This window comes from Rhodobacter lacus, from assembly GCF_042683065.1.
GTDB classification, from domain to species: Bacteria; Pseudomonadota; Alphaproteobacteria; order Rhodobacterales; family Rhodobacteraceae; genus Rhodobacter; species Rhodobacter lacus.
Genome location: NZ_JBHUIX010000021.1, coordinates 18,069 through 37,778, shown reverse-complemented (window position 1 = coordinate 37,778; position 19,710 = coordinate 18,069). Strand labels below are relative to the sequence as shown.

At 66.1% G+C, this 19,710-nt stretch carries 15 protein-coding genes; 2 read left to right on the top strand and 13 right to left on the bottom strand.

Annotated features, from left to right (window positions below):
- Positions 1-5 precede the first annotated feature (5 nt).
- The 13 genes from ACFSM0_RS17395 to ACFSM0_RS17335 form a co-directional block, all read right to left on the bottom strand.
- Positions 6-1,004: a glycosyl transferase family protein gene (locus tag ACFSM0_RS17395; RefSeq protein WP_377393539.1), complete on the bottom strand. Its 999-nt coding sequence runs from the start codon at positions 1,002-1,004 to the stop codon at positions 6-8.
- Complete coding sequence (locus ACFSM0_RS17390; RefSeq protein ID WP_377393536.1) at positions 1,001-3,658, bottom strand: molybdopterin-dependent oxidoreductase; 2,658 nt, start codon at positions 3,656-3,658, stop codon at positions 1,001-1,003. The genes ACFSM0_RS17395 and ACFSM0_RS17390 overlap by 4 nt, the downstream gene beginning before the upstream one ends.
- Before the next feature lie 13 nt (positions 3,659-3,671).
- Positions 3,672-4,004, bottom strand: coding sequence for a nitrite reductase small subunit NirD (nirD, locus tag ACFSM0_RS17385; RefSeq protein ID WP_377393533.1), 333 nt, complete (start codon positions 4,002-4,004; stop codon positions 3,672-3,674).
- Complete coding sequence (gene nirB, locus ACFSM0_RS17380) at positions 4,001-6,439, bottom strand: nitrite reductase large subunit NirB (RefSeq protein WP_377393530.1); 2,439 nt, start codon at positions 6,437-6,439, stop codon at positions 4,001-4,003. Before nirB ends, nirD begins: the two co-directional genes overlap by 4 nt.
- Positions 6,440-6,449: 10 nt before the next feature.
- Positions 6,450-7,379, bottom strand: a complete 930-nt coding sequence (locus tag ACFSM0_RS17375; RefSeq protein WP_377393527.1) for a GAF domain-containing protein — start codon at positions 7,377-7,379, stop codon at positions 6,450-6,452.
- A complete protein-coding gene (locus ACFSM0_RS17370) occupies positions 7,379-9,034 on the bottom strand; it encodes an ABC transporter ATP-binding protein (RefSeq protein ID WP_377393524.1) in 1,656 nt (551 codons plus the stop codon). The genes ACFSM0_RS17375 and ACFSM0_RS17370 overlap by 1 nt, the downstream gene beginning before the upstream one ends.
- A 5-nt stretch (positions 9,035-9,039) precedes the next feature.
- On the bottom strand, positions 9,040-10,125 hold the full coding sequence (locus ACFSM0_RS17365) for an ABC transporter permease (protein WP_377393521.1): 1,086 nt from the start codon (positions 10,123-10,125) through the stop codon (positions 9,040-9,042).
- A 74-nt stretch (positions 10,126-10,199) separates the two neighbouring features.
- Positions 10,200-11,567, bottom strand: a complete 1,368-nt coding sequence (locus ACFSM0_RS17360; protein ID WP_377393518.1) for a CmpA/NrtA family ABC transporter substrate-binding protein — start codon at positions 11,565-11,567, stop codon at positions 10,200-10,202.
- Positions 11,568-11,843: 276 nt separating this feature from the next.
- Positions 11,844-13,022: a CmpA/NrtA family ABC transporter substrate-binding protein gene (locus tag ACFSM0_RS17355; RefSeq protein ID WP_377393515.1), complete on the bottom strand. Its 1,179-nt coding sequence runs from the start codon at positions 13,020-13,022 to the stop codon at positions 11,844-11,846.
- Positions 13,019-13,603 (bottom strand): ANTAR domain-containing response regulator, encoded by a 585-nt coding sequence (locus ACFSM0_RS17350; protein WP_377393512.1) that lies wholly within the window; start codon positions 13,601-13,603, stop codon positions 13,019-13,021. Before ACFSM0_RS17350 ends, ACFSM0_RS17355 begins: the two co-directional genes overlap by 4 nt.
- Positions 13,604-13,772: 169 nt before the next feature.
- Positions 13,773-14,807 carry a GlxA family transcriptional regulator gene (locus ACFSM0_RS17345; RefSeq protein ID WP_377393509.1) on the bottom strand — a complete coding sequence of 345 codons (1,035 nt, stop codon included), beginning with the start codon at positions 14,805-14,807 and terminating at the stop codon, positions 13,773-13,775.
- A 142-nt stretch (positions 14,808-14,949) separates the two neighbouring features.
- Positions 14,950-16,665 carry a ubiquinone-dependent pyruvate dehydrogenase gene (poxB, locus tag ACFSM0_RS17340; protein ID WP_377393506.1) on the bottom strand — a complete coding sequence of 572 codons (1,716 nt, stop codon included), beginning with the start codon at positions 16,663-16,665 and terminating at the stop codon, positions 14,950-14,952.
- Between the two features lie 143 nt (positions 16,666-16,808).
- A complete protein-coding gene (locus tag ACFSM0_RS17335) occupies positions 16,809-17,582 on the bottom strand; it encodes a helix-turn-helix transcriptional regulator (protein WP_377393503.1) in 774 nt (257 codons plus the stop codon).
- A gap of 268 nt (positions 17,583-17,850) precedes the next feature.
- Between ACFSM0_RS17335 and ACFSM0_RS17330 the strand changes: the two genes are divergently transcribed.
- Complete coding sequence (locus ACFSM0_RS17330; RefSeq protein WP_377393500.1) at positions 17,851-18,690, top strand: arsenate reductase/protein-tyrosine-phosphatase family protein; 840 nt, start codon at positions 17,851-17,853, stop codon at positions 18,688-18,690.
- A 2-nt stretch (positions 18,691-18,692) separates the two neighbouring features.
- Complete coding sequence (locus ACFSM0_RS17325) at positions 18,693-19,700, top strand: ArsJ-associated glyceraldehyde-3-phosphate dehydrogenase (RefSeq protein WP_377393497.1); 1,008 nt, start codon at positions 18,693-18,695, stop codon at positions 19,698-19,700.
- Positions 19,701-19,710 lie beyond the last annotated feature (10 nt).

Here is a 19,710-nt window from a genome sequence, read left to right as displayed (position 1 = left end):
TCCTTTCAATGGCTGAGGCGGTTCGGGGGGGGCGTGTCATTGCGCCGTGCCCACAGGCTTTCTGCAAGGGGCCGGGCCGCGGCGTGGCCCGCGGTTTGCAAGGCAAGCTCCGCCGTGCCCAGAACGATGGCCGTGGCAAACGGGTCTTCGCACGCGCCGGACCAGAGCCGGGCAAGGTCTTGTGGATCGAGCGCGGCCCCGGTTTGCTCCGGCGCAAGGCGGCGCGTTTCGTCGCACAGGGGCGGCGCCTCGCTGCTCCACTCGGCCCCGTCACGGCGCCCGAAGAGCGCAACCGCTTTTGACGGATGGCGCTCGAATTCCCCTCCGCCCCCTTTGAGAACGGTGAGATTTGCGAGATCAAGAAGCCCGCAGGCCTCGGCCTGCAGCGCACGGTAAGGCGGATGGAACACGCCTTGCACCGCGGCGGGGGCGCGCGACGGGTTCATCACCCGCAGCACCGTGTTGACCGCCGAGCGCAGGCCCAGAACCTCCCGGAGCCGCAAAAGCTCCAGCGCGCGCGGCGCAAAGGTTTCGAGCGGCAGATAGGTGATGCCCGTGGTTGCAAGCTGCGCCGCCGCCGCGTCCATCCCCGCAGCCACGGGGATGCCCGCGATCTCAAGCGCGCCGCGCACCGATGCCGGGCCGCTTTGCGCCCCGTTCCAGCCATGCAGCAGCACCGGCACACCGGCCATCGCCACAAGCCGCGCGGAGAGCAGGAACCATGGCAGGCCGCGCGATCGCCCCGCGGCATAGCTGGGCCAGTCGAGCCCCGCCGGCGGGCCGGGCCAAAGCGGCAGGCTGGCACGCAGCGCCTCGGCACATCCTGCGATTTCGGGCGCGGTCTCGCCACGATAACGCATCAGCATCAACAGCGCGCCCACCGCCTCGGGCGCCGCCGTTCCGGCGATGATCTGGGTCATCGCATCGCGGGCCTCGTCCTGTGTCAATGCGCGCGAGCGTCCCGGGCCACGCCCGAGGGCATGCACATAGGCGGCAAGGCTCATGCTGCGGTCTCCTTTTTGCGGGCCTGTGCCAGAAGCGCGGCCAATTCCGGGCGGCACGAGCCGCAGTTCGTTCCGGCCCGCAGCGCTGTGCCGATCGCCTCGACCGAGGTCAAGCCCTGCTCGGCGATTGCGGTAAGGATCGTGTTCACGCCCACGTCAAAACAGGCGCAAAGCGTGGCGCCGGGGTCGGGGCGGTCGGCGCCCGGTCGGCCTGCCAGAAGCGCGGGGTGATCGTGCTCGCCCAGAAGGGCCGCGACATGCCCGCGCGCAAGGGCCACGGGTTCGGGCGCCGCAAAAAGCGCCGCGCAAACCCGCCCCGCGCGCAAAAAGGCGATCCGCGCAAGGCCGCGGGCCGGGTCGATCATGGAGATCGGCTGCGCCCCGTGCTGCCCGAACAGATCCGCCGCAAAAGCCACCCAGTCCGCGGGCGCTTCCTGCCCGGCCAGCTCGATCCGCCAGCCCGCCTTGCTGCGCGCCTTGGCCCAGTAGGCGCAACCCGGCCGCACATCGTCCACGCTCACCGCGAACCCATACCAGCCCGCGCGGAACGGGGCGATCTGGACCGCCGCGCCCTTGCTTTCGGGCTGGCCCGAGACCGGGTCGACAATGGCGGGGACCAGCGCATCAATGCGCCCCGCCGCGGCGGTTTCTCCGGTCCAGTGCATCGGGGCGAAAACGCTGCCGGGCGCGATCCGCGGGCTTTCGAGCACGCGCAGGATCGCGCGTCCTTGCGCGTTGGAAACCTCTGCGAGCGTAGCCGGGCCAAGCCCGAGGCGGGCGGCATCGGCGGGGTGGATCTCCAGATAGGGCTCGCCCATATGCGCCCCGAGGCGGGGCGATTTTGCAGTGCGGGTCATCGTGTGCCAATGATCGCGCACCCGCCCGGTGTTAAGCCGGAACGGCGTGGCGGCGCTGAGCACTGATTGCGGCATCCGGGGGGGGGTGGCGAGCATGCGCGCCTTGCGGTCCGGGGTGTAGAAATGCCCCTCAGCAAAGAAGCGCCCGCCGCGTTTCGCCCCCGATTGCGGCCAGACAAAGGGGGCGAGGGTGTCATAGTCCTCCTCGGAAATCGTGGCGAAGTCGGAAATATCGAAATCCCGCCCGAGAAGGCCCGCAAGCCCGGAAAGCGCGGCATATTCCCGAAAGATCTCGGCCGGGCTCTTGTAGCTGAACTGGTCGCCCCAGCCCATCCGGGCCGCGACATCGCACATAATCTGCCAGTCCGCCCGTGCCTGCCCCGGCGCGGGCAGCGCCGCGCGCTGGCGCGAGATGCGGCGCTCTGAATTTGTCACCGTGCCGTCTTTCTCGCCCCAGCCTGTGGCGGGCAACACCACATCGGCGAGCCGGGCGGTATCGGTTTGCGCCGTCAGATCCGAGACGACGACGAAATCGCAGCCCGCGATCGCCGCGCGCACCCGGTCCGCCTCGGGCATCGAGACGGCGGGATTGGTGCAGATGATCCAGAGCGCCTTGATCTGCCCGGCCTCCACGGCGCGGAACATGTCCACGGCCTTCAGCCCCGGCCCCGGTGCGATGGCGGGGCTGGCCCAGAACCCCTGCACCGCGGCGCGGTGATCGGGGTTTTCGATGTCGAGATGGCAGGCGAGCATAGTGGCAAGCCCGCCCACCTCGCGCCCGCCCATCGCATTGGGCTGGCCGGTGACCGAAAAGGGCCCCATGCCGGGGCGGCCAATCCGCCCGGTGGCGAGGTGGCAATTGAGAATCGCATTGACCTTGTCGGTGCCGGAAGACGACTGGTTCACGCCCTGCGAATAGACGGTGACGACCTTCTCGGCGCCGATCCAGAGCCGGGTGAACGCTGCGAGGTCCGCCGCCGGGAGGCCGGTCAGGGCGATGTCGGAGGCGCGGGCCGCCTCCAGCGCCGCATCAAACCCGCTCACATGGGCCGAGACATAGTCCCGGTTCACCGCGCCTTGCGCGGCGATCTCGGCCAAGAGCCCGTTGAAAAGCGCGGCATCCGCCCCCGGCGCAATGGCAAGGTGCAGATCGGCAAGGTCGCAGGTCGCGGTGCGGCGCGGGTCAACCACCACCACGCGCAAGGCAGGGTTGGCGGATCTGGCCGCGGCGATGCGCTGGTAAAGCACCGGATGGCACCAGGCGAGGTTCGAGCCCACGAGCACGATCACCTCGGCCTGATCGAAATCCTCGTAAAGCCCGGGCACCGTGTCCGTGCCAAAGGCGCGGCGGTGGCCGGCCACCGAAGAGGCCATGCAAAGCCTGGAGTTCGTGTCGATATTGCCCGAGCCGATGAAGCCTTTCATCAGCTTGTTGGCAACATAGTAATCCTCGGTCAGGAGCTGCCCGGAAACATAGAAGGCCACCGCATCGGGCCCGTGTTCGGTCATCGCCGCGCGGAATTTGCTTGCGACCAGATCAAGCGCCGCGTCCCAGCTTGCCTCCTGCCCGCCGATCTGCGGCGCCAGCAGGCGGTCTTCAAGCCCGACCGTCTCGCCCAGAGCCGAGCCCTTGGAGCAGAGCCGCCCGGCGTTTGCCGGATGCGCCCGGTCGCCGCGGATCTCAAGGCCTCCTGCGCCGTCGGGCCGGGCCAGCACGCCGCAGCCGACGCCGCAATAGGGGCAGGTGGTGCGGATCGTCTCCGCCGCGCGCTCCGTCACCTCTTCACCTGTGCCCATCGTTTTCGCCCTCTCACGCCGCGCTTTCTGTCGTCAGCTGTGCGGCATCGAGCAGAACCCGCCCGGCCTCGACCTTTGCCGCAAAGGTCTGCACCTGCCCAGCGTCCGCCCCCTGCGCCTGCCCGGTTTCGAGGCTGAACACCCAGTTGTGCAGCGGGCAGGTGACCTTGTGGCCATGCACGATCCCCTCCGAGAGCGGGCCGCCCTTGTGCGCGCAGCGATCTGCAAGCGCGAACACCCGGTCATCGGCGGTGCGAAACACTGCAACGCAACCCAGCTTGGTGCGCACGACGCGCGCGCCCTGCGCGGGAATGTCTTCGAGCGCTCCGATATCGACAAAGCTCATTCGGCGGCCTCCTTGGTGAGATCGGCAAGCGGAGACCAGGCGCGCTGATAGTGCGGCGTGGCGCGCTCGGCCCAGGGGTCTTTTTGATAGATGGATTGCGAGAGATCGAAGCGCGCGATCAGGCAAGCGCGGTTTGCGAGGTCGTCCACCACCTGCGCGCGAATCCAGTCGAGCCCGCCGGTCTTGGCGATCCATTTGTAGGGTCGATCAAGGTAGTTTGCGCTCTCGCGGTAGAGCTGCAGGAACGCCACGGTGATGTCGATCACCTCCTCCTCGCTGGCGACTTTGGCGAGCGGCTCGGTCTCTTTCAGCTCCATCCCGGCGGCCCCGCCAACGCCGATCTCGTAGCCGCTGTCCACGCAGATCACGCCCAGATCCTTGCAGGTGGCCTCGGCGCAGTTGCGCGGGCAGCCGGTAACGGCGAGCTTGAACTTGTGCGGCGTCCACGCGCCCCAGAGCCGCTTTTCGAGCTTGATGCCAAGGCCGGTGCTGTCTTGCGTGCCAAAGCGGCACCAGTCGGTGCCGACGCAGGTTTTTACCGTGCGCAGCCCCTTGGTATAGGCATGACCCGAGACCATCCCCGCTGCATTCAGATCAGCCCAGATATGGGGCAGATCTTCTTTTTTGATACCCAGAAGGTCGATCCGCTGCCCGCCCGTCACCTTCACGGTGGCGTTGTATTTCTTTGCCGCCGCGGCGATGGCCAGCAGTTCGTCGGGTGTGGTCATGCCGCCCCACATCCGCGGCATCACGCTATAGGTGCCGTCTTTTTGAATATTGGCGTGGTTGCGCTCGTTCACAAACCGGCTTTGCGGGTCGTCTTTATACTCCAGCGGCCAATCGGCGAGCAGGTAATAGTTCAGCGCCGGGCGGCAGCTGTGGCAGCCGTTTGGCGTTTTCCAGCCAAGCTCCTGCATCACCGCAGGCATGGATTTGAGCGCCTTCGCCTTGATCAGGCGGCGCACATCCTCATGCGGATGCTCGGTGCAGCCGCACATGGGCCGCGCGGTGGGGGCAACGAAGGCATCCCCCAAGGTCACGGCCAGCACCTGCTCGACCAGCCCGGCGCAATTGCCGCAAGAGGCGCTGGCTTTGGTGGTGGCCTTGATCGCATCGAGCGTGGTGGCGCCATTCTGGATCGCCGTGACGATGGCGCCCTTGCACACGCCGTTGCAGCCGCAGATCTCTGCGTCAGCCGGTAAGGCTGCAACGGCCGCCATAGGGTCCGCGGGTGCGCCCCCCTGAAAGGCCGGGCCAAAGATCAGCGTCTCGCGCATCTCGGAGACATCGGCCGCGTCCTTGATCAGGCCAAAGAACCAGTTGCCATCCGCCACATCGCCATAAAGCACCGCGCCAACGAGGCGGTTTCGCTCCAGCACGAGGCGCTTGTAAACGCCGCGGGCGGGGTCGCGAAACACGATATCCTCGCGCTCCGGGCCTTCGGCAAAGTCGCCCGCCGAGAACAGATCGCAGCCAGTGACCTTGAGCTTGGTCGAGACCTCGCGCGGGGTGAAGCTCGCGTTTTCGCCAATCAGCGTTGCGGCGGCGACCTTGGCCTGGTCATAAAGCGGCGCGACGAGGCCAAAGAGCTGGCCCTTGAATTCGACGCATTCCCCAAGCGCCAGCACGTCAGGATCGGAGCTGCGCATCTGCGCATCAACCTGAATGCCGCGCCCGACCGCGAGGCCCGCCGCGCGCCCCAGGGCGGAGGCCGGGCGGATGCCCACGGCCATCACCAGGAGGTCGCAGGGAAGTTCGGTGCCGTCCTCCAGCCTCAGCGCCCGGACCTTGCCGTTTTCGCCCACGATCTCTTTGGAATTGGCCGAGCACAGCACCTCGATGCCGCGGTCGACGAGCGCGCGGCGCAGCAAATAGCCCGCCGCCGCATCCAGCTGGCGCTCCATCAGGTGCCCCATCAGGTGAACCACCGTCACCTCCATGCCGCGCAGGCGCATGCCCGCCGCCGCCTCAAGGCCCAGAAGGCCGCCGCCGATCACGACGGCGCGCGCGCCCGGTGCCGCGGCCTCGATCATCCGGTTGGTGTCCTCAAGGTCGCGGTAAGCGATCACGCCCTCCAGATCGCGCCCCGGCAGCGGGATCATGAAGGGCTCCGAGCCGGTGGCGATGACGAGCTTGTCATAGGCCACCGCGCCCTTCTCGCCCGTCACTTCCATGCGGAGGGTGTCGATGCCCACCACCCGTTCGCCAAAGCGGCAGGTGACGCCATGGGCCTCATACCAGCCCGCATCATGGGTGACGATTTCCTCAAAGCTCTTCTCGCCCGACAGCACCGGCGAGAGCATGATGCGGTTGTAATTGCCACGCGGCTCCGCGTTGAAGAGCGTGACGTCCCATTCTCCCGGCGCCGCCTCGAACAGATGTTCGAGCATCCGCCCCGAGGCCATGCCCGCCCCGATCACGACCAGTTTTTTCATCCGGGCCTCCTCAGATATACCAGGCGACGATATGGGCGATCTCTTCGCCGCGATGGATCGGCAGCGCGACCATGGTGGAATAGCCCGCCGCAAGCGTTCCGCCCCACGAGACAACCGGCAGGCCCGAGCCCAGCACCTGCCCGATCGGCCCTTGCCAGATCTGCGCACGGCGGGGGCTGTCTTCATTCCAGAGCGGGCCTTCGCGCTCGCAGAGGCCATCGGTCAGCACCGCGCCGCCCTCCTTGCCGAGCCGTGCCTCGCGCGCGTCCCAGATCTCGAAGCGGCGCGCGATGGGGGTTCCGCGCGCGGAGAGAAGTGTCGCCACATAGGCGCGCCCGCCCGGCACCGGCACCGGCAGGCCAAGCCCCGTGGTCAGCCCCGCTGCGCCCGCGCTTTCTGAGCGGATGAAGCGGTAGCCCGAGCCCAGATCACGAAACAGCATCGGCGTTTGCGCCGCCCAGACCCCGCCCGGCAGGCCCTGACCTTTTGGAAAATGCGTGTGCTGGCTGACCCATTCAAAATGTTTGGCCGCGCCGTAATAGCCATCGTCGAGCAGCAAAAGCCCGTCGTGCTCGGCCCAGACCTCGATCGCGCCGGTGGTGGTCTCATCGTCGCCGCACAGCACGACGAGCACCGCCTTGAGGGTCTCGCCCGCAAACACCGGCAAAGCCACCGCAGAGGTGAGCCCCGCCGCTTTCGCGGCCTCGGTGCGCTGGAAATAGCTTCCGTCAAAGCCCTTGAGCACGACCGGGCGCGCCTCGGCCCAGGCCTTGCCGGGAAGGCCCTCGCCGCGCCCGAAGCTGACCCGGCGCGAGGCCTCCTCAAAGGCGCCCATCGCGCCATAGGCGCCCCCGGCATGAACGAGGCGGTCCCCCTCGGGCACCCAGACTTCGCTGACGCCGATGAAGGCGCGGGGAGAAGGGGCGGTTGCAATATCCATCACGCGGCCTCCGATGTGCTGGCGGGCTTGTGGCCCTTTTCATATTCTTCAAGGAAGTTGAGCACCTGCTCGCGGTAGAGGTAATAATCGGGGTGTTCGAGCAGGGCCTTGCGGGTGCGCGGGCGCGGCAGATCCACCTTCATCACGCGCCCGATTGTGGCGCGCGGCCCGTTCGTCATCATTACCACCCGGTCGGCGAGCAGGATCGCCTCATCCACATCATGGGTGACGCAGACGGCGGTGACCTTGGTGCGCGACCAGACCTCCATCAGCACCTCTTGCAGCTCCCAGCGGGTGAGGCTGTCGAGCATGCCGAAGGGTTCGTCGAGGAGCAGCAGTTTGGGCGAGAGCGCGAAGGCGCGAGCAATGCCGACCCGCTGGCGCATGCCGTTCGACATTTCGCTTGCGGGGCGGTCCATCGCATCGGCAAGGCCGACGCGCTCGAGGTAGTAATCGACCACATCCTGCCGCTCGGCGCGGCTCGCCTTGGGGTAGACCTTGTCCACCCCCACGGCGACGTTTTCGCGCGCCGAGAGCCAGGGGAAGAGCGAGGGTGACTGGAACACCACGGCGCGTTCCGGGTCTGCGCCCTTCACCTCGAAGCCGTCGAGCTTGATACCGCCAAGCGAGACATCGGTGAGCCCCGCGGTCATCGTGAGCACGGTGGATTTGCCGCAGCCCGAATGGCCGATGAGGCTGACGAACTCGCCCTTTTTCAGCGTCAGATCAAAATTTTCCACCACGGTGAGCGGGCCTTTCGGCGTTGGGTAGACCTTGTGCAGCCGGGAATAGTCCAGATAGCGATCTTCCAGCGCCGAGCGCGCCGCCTCGGACACCGCCTTGGGCAGCGCATGGAGCGGCACCACGTCGGGCAACTGCCGCGCGCCCTCGCGTTTGGCCGAAATGCCGACATCCATCAGATAGGTGGTCACATCGGCGCGAAGGCGCTTGAAGGCACCATCATGGTTCATCGCGCCGCGGTCGCGCGGGCGGGGGATCTTCACCTCGAAGCTTTGGCCGAGCGTGCCATCGGGATTGAGCGCAATGATCCGGTCCGCAAGCACGATCGCTTCATCCACATCATTGGTGATCAGCACGCAGGTCTTGCGGTCGGCCTCCCAGATATGCTCGATTTCATCCGCCAGATTGGCGCGGGTGAGCGCATCGAGCGCCGAGAGCGGCTCATCGAGCAGCAGCACCTCGGGGTTCATGGCGAGCGCGCGCGCCACGTTCACCCGCTGGCGCATGCCGCCCGAAAGCTCGGCCGGGCGACGGGTTGCGGCATGGCTGAGGCCAACCATCTTGACGAAATGCGCCACCTTTTCTGCGCGCTCTTTGCGTGGCAGGCCGGGGAAGATCGTGTCGACCGCGAGCGCCACGTTTTCGCTCACCGTCAGCCATGGCATCAGCGAGTAGTTCTGAAAGATCACGCCGCGCTCGGGGCCGGGGCCGGTGACGGGGGCGCCCTTGAAGCGGACCGCCCCTTCGGTCGGCATTTCGAGCCCGGCCATCAGGTTGATCAGCGTGGTCTTGCCGGTGCCCGAAAAGCCCAGAAGCACGAGGAACTCGCCTTCCTTCACGCTCAGGTCAATATTGCGCAACACGGGGGTGGTGCCGAAGCTTTTGGAGACGTTGGAAAACTCTAGGATCGCCATGGCCCTCACCGATTGTTCGAGAAGGTGAAAAGCGACTGGATCGCGAACATCATCCGATCAAGCACGAAGCCGATGATGCCGATGGTGAAGACCGCGACCATGATCCGCGCGAGGCTGTCCGAGGAGCCGTTCTGGAACTCGTCCCAGACGAATTTGCCAAGGCCGGGGTTTTGCGCCAGCATCTCGGCGGCAATCAGCACCATCCAGCCCACGCCGAGCGACAGCCGCAACCCGGTGAAGATGAGCGGCAGCGCCGAGGGCAGCACGAGCTTGGTGATCTTGGTCCAGGTGCTCATTTTCAGCACTTTGGAAACGTTGACGAGATCGCGGTCGATCGAGGCAACGCCAAGGGCTGTGTTGATGATCGTCGGCCAGAGCGAGCAGAGCGTGACGGTGATGGCCGAGATCAGGAAGCTTTTCGAAAACATCCCGTCGGTGGTGGTGTAGAGCGCGGAGACGACCATGGTGACAATCGGCAGCCACGCGAGCGGCGAGACCGGTTTGAAGATCTGGATCAGCGGGTTCATCGCCGCATTGGCGGTTTTGGAAAGCCCCGCCATGATGCCCAGCGGCACGGCGATCACGGTGCCGATCAGAAAGCCGAAAAACACGGTCTTGATCGAGGTCCAGATCTGCGCCGGGTAAGTGGGTTTGCCGGTGTAATCGCGGCTCTTGACCTTGTCAGCCTTGCCCTCGGCAATGAGCATGGCGTTGCGCGCGTCTTGCCGGGCATAGAAGTCAGCGGCCTTTTGCGCCTCGCGCTGATGGTCGGCCCAGAGCACGCCGACCTGATCCCAAACCTGCGCCGGGCCGGGGATGGCGCCAAGCGAGGTTTGCACCTTGGGCGCGAGCGCGGCCCAGGCGCCAAGGAAAAGCGCGATCGCAAGCAGCGGCACGCCAAGCAGTTGCCAGATCTCGCGGCCCTGCGCTTTCGGATCATCGCCCGCCGCAATGCGCAGCATCGGCGTCAGCCAGGCGAGGCCCAGCACCTTGAACCAGCCATCGGCGCGGGTGATGCGGGCATGAAACGCGGCGCGGCGCTCGGCGCGGGCGGCGCTTTGGGCGAGGGTGTCAGGGTCAATCGCGGTCATGGCGGGTCCTTTGGGGAGTTGGCGCGGTCCGGGCGAAAAAATGGCGGAGGGGGGGCACCCTCCGCCCGGGCGGATCAGCCCTCGATCTTGTTGCCGACGAGGTGTTGATCGCCCTTCAGCCCGAAGGGCAGGCTGTCGATATAGGCGTTGGGGTGGCGGCCGTCGTAGCCGATGCCGTCGATCACATCCGCGCCCGGTGTGGGCGCCTTGTAGCCATCGCTGGTCCAGGGGAAGTCGGCCTCATTGGCATTGCCTTCCTCAACCAGCATCTTCGCGGCGTCGAGGTAGATCGCGGGCTTGTAGACCGATTTCGCGGTCTCGTCATACCAGGCGTCCGGGTGGGCTTCGGCAATCTGGCCCCAGCGGCGCATCTGGGTGAGATACCAGATCGCATCCGAGTAGAAGGGATAGGTGGCGTTGTAGCGGAAGAACACGTTGAAATCGGGCACCTCGCGCTTGTCGCCCGCTTCATATTCAAACGTGCCGGTCATCGAATTGGCGATCACCGCCGCATCGGCGCCCACATATTCGGGCCGCGACAGGATCTCCACCGCCTCGGCGCGGTTGGCGTTGTTGTCGGCATCGAGCCAGATCGCCGCGCGGATCAGCGCTTTCGTCAGCGCGAGCGTGGTATTGGGGTTCTCCGCGACGAATTTCTCGGTCAGGCCGAACACTTTTTCCGGGTTGTTTTTCCAGATCTCGTAATCGGTCACCACCGGCACGCCGATGCCCTTGACCACCGCCTGCTGGTTCCACGGCTCGCCCACGCAATAGCCGTAGATCGTGCCGGCTTCGAGCGTGGCGGGCATCTGCGGCGGCGGGGTAACAGAAAGAAGCACCTCGGCGCCGATCTGGCCGGAGACATCATCGGGCGCATAAAGGCCGGGGTTGATGCCGCCCGCGGCAAGCCAGTAGCGCAGCTCGTAATTGTGAGTCGAGACCGGGAACACCATGCCCATGTTGAAGGGCTTGCCCTCGGCGCGGTATTTTTCGACCACCGGCTTGAGCGCGGCCGCCGAGATCGGATGCGCGGGCTTGCCATCGGCGCCCACGGGCACATTGGCCTTCATCTCTTCCCAGATCGCGTTCGAGACGGTGATGCCGTTGCCGTTGAGATCCATCGAGAAGGGCGTGACGATATGCGCCTCGGTGCCATAGCCGATGGTGGCGGCCAGCGGCTGGCCTGCCAGCATATGCGCGCCGTCAAGCTCGCCCGAGATCACGCGGTCCAGGAGCACCTTCCAGTTTGCCTGCGGTTCAAGTTTGACGAACAGGCCTTCGTCTTCGAAAAAGCCCTTTTCATAAGCGATGGCGAGCGGCGCCATATCGGTGAGCTTGATGAAGCCGAGCGTGAGTTCATCCTTTTCCACGTCGAGCATTTCCGCAAAGGCGGGGCTGGCGAGGAAGGTCGTGGCGGCCATCACGGCCAGGAGCTTTTTCATCGGTTCTGTCCCTGTTGCATCTGCATGCGCCGAAAACGAAAAAGCCGCCCGACCCAACACGCGTCTTCCGGGGAGGCGGAAGAGATGCGATCAGGTCGGACGGCTTTGTCCTGAGCCCCGCTGCGATGCGGGGCGGAATGTCGAGGTTCGGAACGCCCTTGCTCCGATAATTCCAAGGTGCGCGACCTGCCGCCGCAGGGTCAAGCCTGCCGAACCATTCGGCGCCCGCGCAGGCTGCGTTTTCTGCGGCTGCGTTAAGAACTGCTTACGAAAGCGTCATGCCGGCGCGGAAGGGTCAAAAATCCATCCGTCGAAAAACGCATCGGCAGGCAGAATCACCTTTCCCTGCGTGGCGGGAAAGGCTGTGGGGCGTTGCAGGCCGCCCTCGATCTTGTCGCGCGCGGCGGGGAGATCCGCCCCCAGATCGGCCAGATTCGCGGCATAAAGATCGGTTCGGCAGATCGCGCGGGCGGCGGCGCGGGCGGGGTCGGGGGCCAGGCCGTGGCGCGCGGCGAGCCTTGTGGCCACAAGGGCCGCTTGCGAGGCCCAGGGGAAACTGGCCGCGCCCGCATGGAAGGTCATGTAGCCGGGCGTTGCCCGCATCTCGCCGCGCGGCGAAATCACCAGATCGCCCGTCAGCGAGCGTTCGATCAGCTCGGGCGGAAGGTCCAGATAGTCGGGCCGGGCAAGGATCTCGGCGGCGGTGAGCAGGTTCTCCGCCGCGCCAAGCCAGCGCGTGGCTTGCCAGACCGCGCGCATCAAGGCCCGCGTCAGCGCGGGCTCTGCTGCGGCCCAGTCGTGCCGGACGGCCAGCACCTTCTCGGGCGCAGTGGCGCGGATTGCGGTGCCCGGAAGGAGCATCTCTCCCACGCCCAGTTCCACCGCAATCGAGCCCCAGGGCGCGCCCACGCAAAAGGCGTCGATCTCGCCTGCGCCGAGTGCCTTGGCCATCAGCGGCGGCGGCACGCTGCGCATCTCGAAATCGTCCGGTGCGCGCAGGCCGAGCGCCGCGAACCAATGCAGCAGCAGCTCTGCATGCATCGAGAAAGGAAACGGCACGCCCACCCGCAGCGGGGCAGAGCGCGCCGCGATCAGCGCCGCGCCAGCGGCGCGCGCATCGGCAAAATCGAACCCGTGGCCCGCGGCGCGCATCTTTTGCGCCAGATCGCACGAGACACCGATCGAATTGCCATTGAGCGAAAGCACTTGCAGGATGTCGAGCCTGCTGGGGGCGTCGCCAAGCCCGAGTGCTGCGGCAATCGGCATCGGAAACAGCATATGTGCCGCAGCGATCTGCCCGCGCATGAGCTGATCGCGCAAAAGCGACCAGCTCGGCGCTGCCGCAATGGAAAGCGCAAGCCCTTCTTGCTCGGCAAAGCCGATCTCGCGCGCGATGATCAGCGGCGCGGCATCGACAAGCGGGATATAACCCGCGGTGATCGGCGATCCGCTCATGAGAGCAGCCCGGCTGCCGTGACGAGTGCGGCGGCCACATCGGCCACTTTCCGGCCCTGATCCATCGCTGTCTTGCGCAAGAGGGCATAGGCGGCATCTTCGTCGATGCCGCGCGCCTTCATCAAAAGGCCCTTGGCGCGGTCGATCACCTTGCGCTCCTCAAGGGCGCGCTTGGTGGTTTGCAATTCGGTGCGCATCCGCGCCACCATGTTGAACCGCGCAATCGCCGCATCCATGATCGGCTGGATCCGGTCGGCGCGCAGACCGTCGACCACATAGGCAGAAACGCCCGCGTCGATCGCGGCCTTGGTGGCGCTGCTGTCGGGCCGGTCCACAAACATCGCCACCGGGCGTTCGAGCGGGCCCGAGGCGAGGGTGAGTTCCTCCAGCATGTCGCGCGAGGGGCTTGTCATGTCGATCAGCACGATATCGGGGTTGATCTCGGCAATGCGGCGCGCAAGCCCGACCGTTTCGGGGATCACGGTGATCTGGTTGAGCCCCGCGTCGCGCAGGCTTTCGGCCATCAGCCCCGCGCGTTCGGGGTCCGTTTCGATCACGACGATGGAAAGCGTTTGGGCCATCTGCGGCGTCCTTGAGCGTTCTGCCCAGTATCGTTCCGCTCGGTATAGCGACGGCCCTGAAGGACCGGAAGGCGCAATGCGTCCGCGCTGCCTTGCGCAGCCTGACGGATCATGCCTGTGGCGGTTTGCGCTGCATGTGCCTGTTTTTCGGGCTGCGGCGGGGCGCCGCTCAGGCCTGCGGGCGCCGGGCCTTGGCGCGGCTGAACTTCGTGGGGGCCATGCCGAACCGCGCGCGGAAGCTGCGGGAAAAATGCGCAACGGTGGAGAAGCCACAGGCGAGCGCCACTTCGATCAGCGGCATATCTGTCGTGGAGAGCAGGTTGCGCCCATGGTCGAGCCGGAGCCCGCGATAATAATCGCCCGGCGTCTCCCCCAGAACGCTCAGGAACATCCGCTCCACATGGCGGCGCGAATAGCCCGAAACGCGTGCAAGTTCGGCCAGGGGCAGCGGGTCTTCAAGATGCGCCTTCATGCGGGCCACCATTGCAATCAGCCCCGGATTGCGTGAGCGGATCAGCACCGAGAGCGCCGAGCGTTGCCCGGCATCAACCCCGACCATCACCTTGCGCAGGCACATTTCCGAGACCATCGCGGCAAATTCCGCGCCATGATCCTGTTCGATCAGGGCAATCATCATATCGGTCGAGGCCGCCCCGCCGCCGCAGGTCATCACCTTCGGGGCAATCTCGAACATCGTGGCACAGGGCGAAAGCTCGGGAAAATCTTCGCAAAAGGCGGGCTGGTTTTCCCAGTGCAGCGTGAAGGGCGCCTGATCCAGCAGCCCCGCCTCGGCCAGAGCCACGGCGCCGGTGCAGATGCCGCCCACTGTGCCGCCAAAGCGGGCATGGCGTTGCAACAGCGCGACCACGGAGGGCGCCGCGGCGGCCCGGGCCGGGTTGCCCGAACAGACAAAAACCCGCGTGTCGCGCGGCTGCGGACCGAGCGGGCCATCGGTGCAGACCGAAATGCCGGAGGAGGAGGCAACCGCGACCCCGCCCTCGGAAAGCAGCCGCCATTGATAAAGCGGCTGTTGCGAGAGCTGGTTGGCAATGCGCAGGGGTTCGACGGCGGAGGAAAAGGCCAGCAGCGTGAAGCCCGGCACCAGCACGAAGGCATAGCGCCGGGTGGGGCCCGGGGTTTTCACCGGAAAGAAGGCAGCACCTTGCGGCACAAGGGCCGCGGGTTCGGGCGCAGAAACGGGCATCGCCTTGGCCTTTCGTTACTCCGGTTCTGTCGTGGCACGGGATCAAGGCGAATGGCAACCACCCCGATAGGGGGGCCGCGCCCGCCGCCCAGATCTTGATGCGACGGGCGACGGGGGACGGGTTACGGGGCGGCGCCTGGTGTCAGCGGAACAGGTTCGTGCGCGCCAGTTCCACCACCTCGTCGCCGCGCCCGTTGATCAGGGCGCGCAGCATGTAGAGGCTGAAGCCCTTGACCTGCTCGGCCTTGATCGCGGGGGGAACCGACAGCTCCTGCCGGGCGGAAACGACATCGACAAGCGCCGGGCCGTCATGGGCAAAGGCCGCGCGCAACGCGCCTTCAAGATCTTCGGAGGCTTCGACGCGCTGGGCGTGGATGCCAAGCGCGCGTGCCACCGCGGCAAAATCGGGGTTCTCCAGCGCCACATCGCGCGGCAGATAGCCCGCGGCCTTCTGCTCCATCTCGACAAAACCCAGCGTGCCGTTGTTGAGCACGACGATCTTGACCGGAAGCTTGAGTTGCACCGCGGTCATGAGTTCGCCAAAGAGCATCGCCAACCCGCCATCGCCAGACATGGAGATCACCTGCCGCCCCGGCGCCGCCGCTTGCGCGCCCAGAGCCTGCGGCAGCGCATTGGCCATCGAGCCATGGTTGAACGAGCCCAGAAACCGGCGCTTGCCATTGGCCGCAAGGTAGCGCGCCATCCACACGACGGGGGTGCCGACATCGGCGCAAAAGACCGCATCCTCGGCGGCAACGTCATTGACGACCTTCGAGACATATTGCGGATGAAGCGGCTGGCCTGCGGCGCGCGGCTTGGCCAGATCATCGAGCTTGCGGCGCGCCTCGGCATAATGTGCGCGCGCCTTTTCCAGAAAACTGCGCGAGCGCCCCGGCGCAATTTTCGGGGCAAGGGCCCGCGCCGTTTCCCCGGCATCGGCGGCGATCGCGCAGGCAAGCGGCACCCGCTTTCCAAGCGCGCCGGGATCGCGGTCAACCTGAATCACCGGCACGCCCTTGGGGTAAAAGTTCCGATACGGAAAATCGGTGCCGAGCATCACAAGCGCATCGCACTCCAGAAGCGCATGATAGCCCGAGGAAAACCCGATCAGCCCGGTCATGCCGACATCATAGGGGTTTTCCCATTCCAGATGTTCCTTGCCGCGAAAGGCATGCACGATCGGGGCCTGAAGCCGAGCGGCCAGCGCGACCACATCGTCATGCGCGCCCGCGCAGCCTGCGCCGGCGAGAATCGTGACCCGCTCCGCCTGGTTGAGGATCTCGGCCGCATCCTCAAGCGCATCTGCGGCGGGCAGGAGCCGGGGCCGGGCGGGGGCGGCAAAGGCGGGCGTCTGGCCCACGGCCTCCAGAAGCGAGACATCGCCCGGCAACACGATCACCGCCACGCCTTGCCGCCCGATTGCGGTGGCCATGGCGCGATGCAGCACCGCAGGCATCTGTGCGGGGGTGGTCACGAGTTCGCAAAAATGGCTGCATTCGGCAAAAAGCTGTGTCGGATGCGTTTCCTGAAAATAGCCGAGCCCTATTTCGGAGGAGGGAATATGCGAGGCGATCGCCAGAACCGGCACGTGATTGCGCTGGCAATCGTAAAGACCGTTGATCAGGTGCAGGTTGCCCGGCCCGCAGGAGCCCGCGCAAACGGCAAGCTCTCCCGTCACGGCGGCCTCGGCGCCGGCGGCAAAGGCGGCGGCCTCCTCGTGGCGCACATGCATGAAAGTGACGGGGCTGTTGCCCATCGCATCGGCGATCGCGTTGAGGCTGTCGCCCGTAACCCCCCAGATCCGCGATATGCCAGCCTTGGCAAGGGTTTCGATCAACTGCTGGGCTATGGTCGGCATCGGTCTTTCCTTCAATCTGCGCGCCTCCCTCCCTGCTCGCATCTAACACGCGGCGTGAGCTCTGCACCCGTCTGCGGGATCAAGTTTCCGGGAGCCGCTTTGGGCGCGCCTTGGCGCTGATTTGCCCGCAGCCGGAACGGCGCCTATCGCGGCAACAGGTTCAGCAAAACCGCCTTTGCCAGCGCCTGATCGCGGGTGCGGGCCTTCAGCTTGGTCTTGGCGCTGCAAATATGCTTTTCAAACGTGCGTTCGGAAAGGCTCAGCGCAAAGCAGATCTCGCCGGGGCGCTTCCCGCTCAGCAAGCCTTTCAGGCACTCTATTTCCCGCGGTGTCAGGCCGATCAGTGCATTGGGGCGCTGCTCGCGCAGCACCTGATCGAAGATCTGCGCCGCCTGTGTCAGCCACGGCCCTGCGGCCCGCCAATAGCCGGAAAACCCTGCCGCATCCGGTTGTGTGGCGCACCAGAGCCCAAGCGCCGCGCCCCCTTCATGCCCGGAAAAGAGCCGCAGCGACACCCCTGAAACAAGGCCGATTTCGCGGGCACAGCGCCGATGCGCGGCCCTTTCTGGAGCCAATGGCTCCGGCGTTTGCCAGAAAGCGTGCTGTTCGTGGCGGCGCAGCACGCTCAGCGTCGGATCTTGCGCGAAAAGCGCGGTGCGCGCGATCAGCTTGGTCCAGTCCGCGGGGTAGGTGTGGTGCTGAAACAGGGCATGCGCTGGCGGGGGCTCCAGCAATTCGCCGGGGCGCCAGAGCCGCAGGTAATGAAACCCACGCACCTTGTGCCCGGCAAGAAAGGCCCCAAAGGCGGCAAAGGGGTCGTGGGCCCGGATCAGCGTTTTGCGCAGATCCGCCACCTGCGGCAGCACCGCGGCCTCGCGTTCGAATGCTGCATTGTGAGAATGTTCCGCCGCACTCATGATTTTACCTGCCGTTTCGCTTGTAGCAATAAGCGGGACGGTCTGCCACCTTCAACGGAGCGAAGTCTGGTCCGGCTGGGCAAAGCGGAAAATGCGACGAACAAGCGCAACCGAAGCGGCGGAGGCGACAGGCTTGGCCGTGCCTGACGCCTCTTTTTGCGAACCGGGCGGGGGGCGGCAGATGCCGCTTCTGGCCCGAGGCGCATGAGGGGAGACCTGTCATCTAATCTTCACTGGACAGATCTTATAGTTCCTGTATTCAGGAAATATGGATATAAGATCAACCGCCACTGCCTTTGCCACTCTTGGCCATCCGGGCCGCCTTGCCGTGTTCCGTTTGCTGATGCGCTTTGCGCCGCGCGGTGTGCGCCCGACCGAAATTGCTGCGGCCCTTGAGGTGAAGCCCAACACGCTCAGCCATCATCTCTCCGACCTGACCGCGGCAGGCCTTGCACAGGTCGAACGGCGCGGGCGGTCCTTGCTTTACGCGGCCAATCTGGAGGCGACCGAGGCGCTGATCGGCTATCTTGCGCTCGATGTCGGACGGGCGCGGCCCGACCTGCTCGCCGCCTTCCCGGCCCCCGCCTGTGCGCTTTCCGCCGGGCCGGGAAGGGTCTGGAACGTGCTCTTCCTCTGCACAGGCAATTCGGCGCGGTCGCTTATGGCGGAGGCGCTGTTGCGGGATCTGGGCGGCGGCCGGTTCGCGGCCTTCTCTGCGGGCACCCGGCCGGGAAGCCAGCCCAATCCCTTCGCGCTGGAGGTGCTTGCACGCAACGGCCATAGCCCCGCCGGGCTGCACGCGAAGGATATTGCCGAGTTTCAAAGACCGGGCGCCCCGGTGATGGATTTCGTCTTCACGGTCTGCGACAGCGCCGCCGCAGAGGAGTGCCCGCCCTGGCCCGGCCAGCCGATCACGGCGCATTGGGGCTTGGCCGACCCGGTGAAGGCGACCGGAACCGGTGCCGAAAAAGCGCTGGTCTTCGCGCAAACCTATGGTGCGCTGCACCGCCGGATTGCAGCTTTTGTCGCGCTTCCTGTCGCCAGCCTTGACCGGATGTCTTTGCAACGCCGCGTTGACGACCTTGGCGCGGACCCGAAAGAGGATTGACCATGCCGCGTATCGCGCTCAACGGCCTTGGCCGGATCGGAAAACTCGTGTTGCGCAACCTCATCGACACAGGGGCGGGAGGCGAGATCGTGCTTCTCAACGATGCCGAGGGCGAGGCCGAGCAGCACGCTTTGCTGATGGAATTCGATTCGGTGCACGGGCGCTGGCGCACGCCGGTTGCGGCGGGGGAGGGGGCGCTGGTGCTGGGCGGAAAAACCATCCGCCTGACGCGGGAAAAGAGCATCGAGGCGCTGCCCCTGGCCGGGCTTGGCGTCGATCTGGTGATTGATGCGACGGGTGTGTTCAAGACCGGGGCCCGGCTTGCGCCCTATTACGCTGCGGGGGTGAAAAAGGTTGTGGTGTCCGCGCCGGTGAAAGAGGCGGGGGCGCTGAACCTTGTCTACGGCGTGAACCACGGGCTTTACGATGGGTCGCAAAGCCTGATCACCGCCGCCTCCTGCACCACCAACTGCCTCGCGCCGGTGGTGAAGGTGATCCATGAGGCCTTGCGCATTCGGCACGGGGCAATCACCACGATCCACGATGTGACAAACACCCAGACCATCGTTGACCGCCCGGCCAAGGACATGCGCCGCGCCCGCGCGGCACTGACAAACCTGATCCCGACCACGACCGGTTCGGCCACGGCGATCACGCTCATCTATCCAGAGTTGACGGGGCGGCTCAATGGCCATGCGGTGCGGGTGCCGCTGCTCAATGCCTCGCTCACCGATTGCGTGTTCGAGGTGGCGCGCGCCACCAGCGCCCAAGAGGTCAATGCGCTCTTTGAGGCCGCTGCGGCGGGGCCGCTCAAGGGCATTCTCGGCTACGAATCGCGCCCGCTCGTGTCGAGCGATTTTACCAATGATGCGCGCTCGGCGATCATCGACGGGCCCTCCACCATGGTCATCAACGGCACGCAGGTGAAGGTCTACGCCTGGTATGACAACGAATGGGGCTATGCCTGCCGGCTCGCCGATATTGTGCGCATGGTCGCGGGGTCGCTGTGAGCGCGGGGCG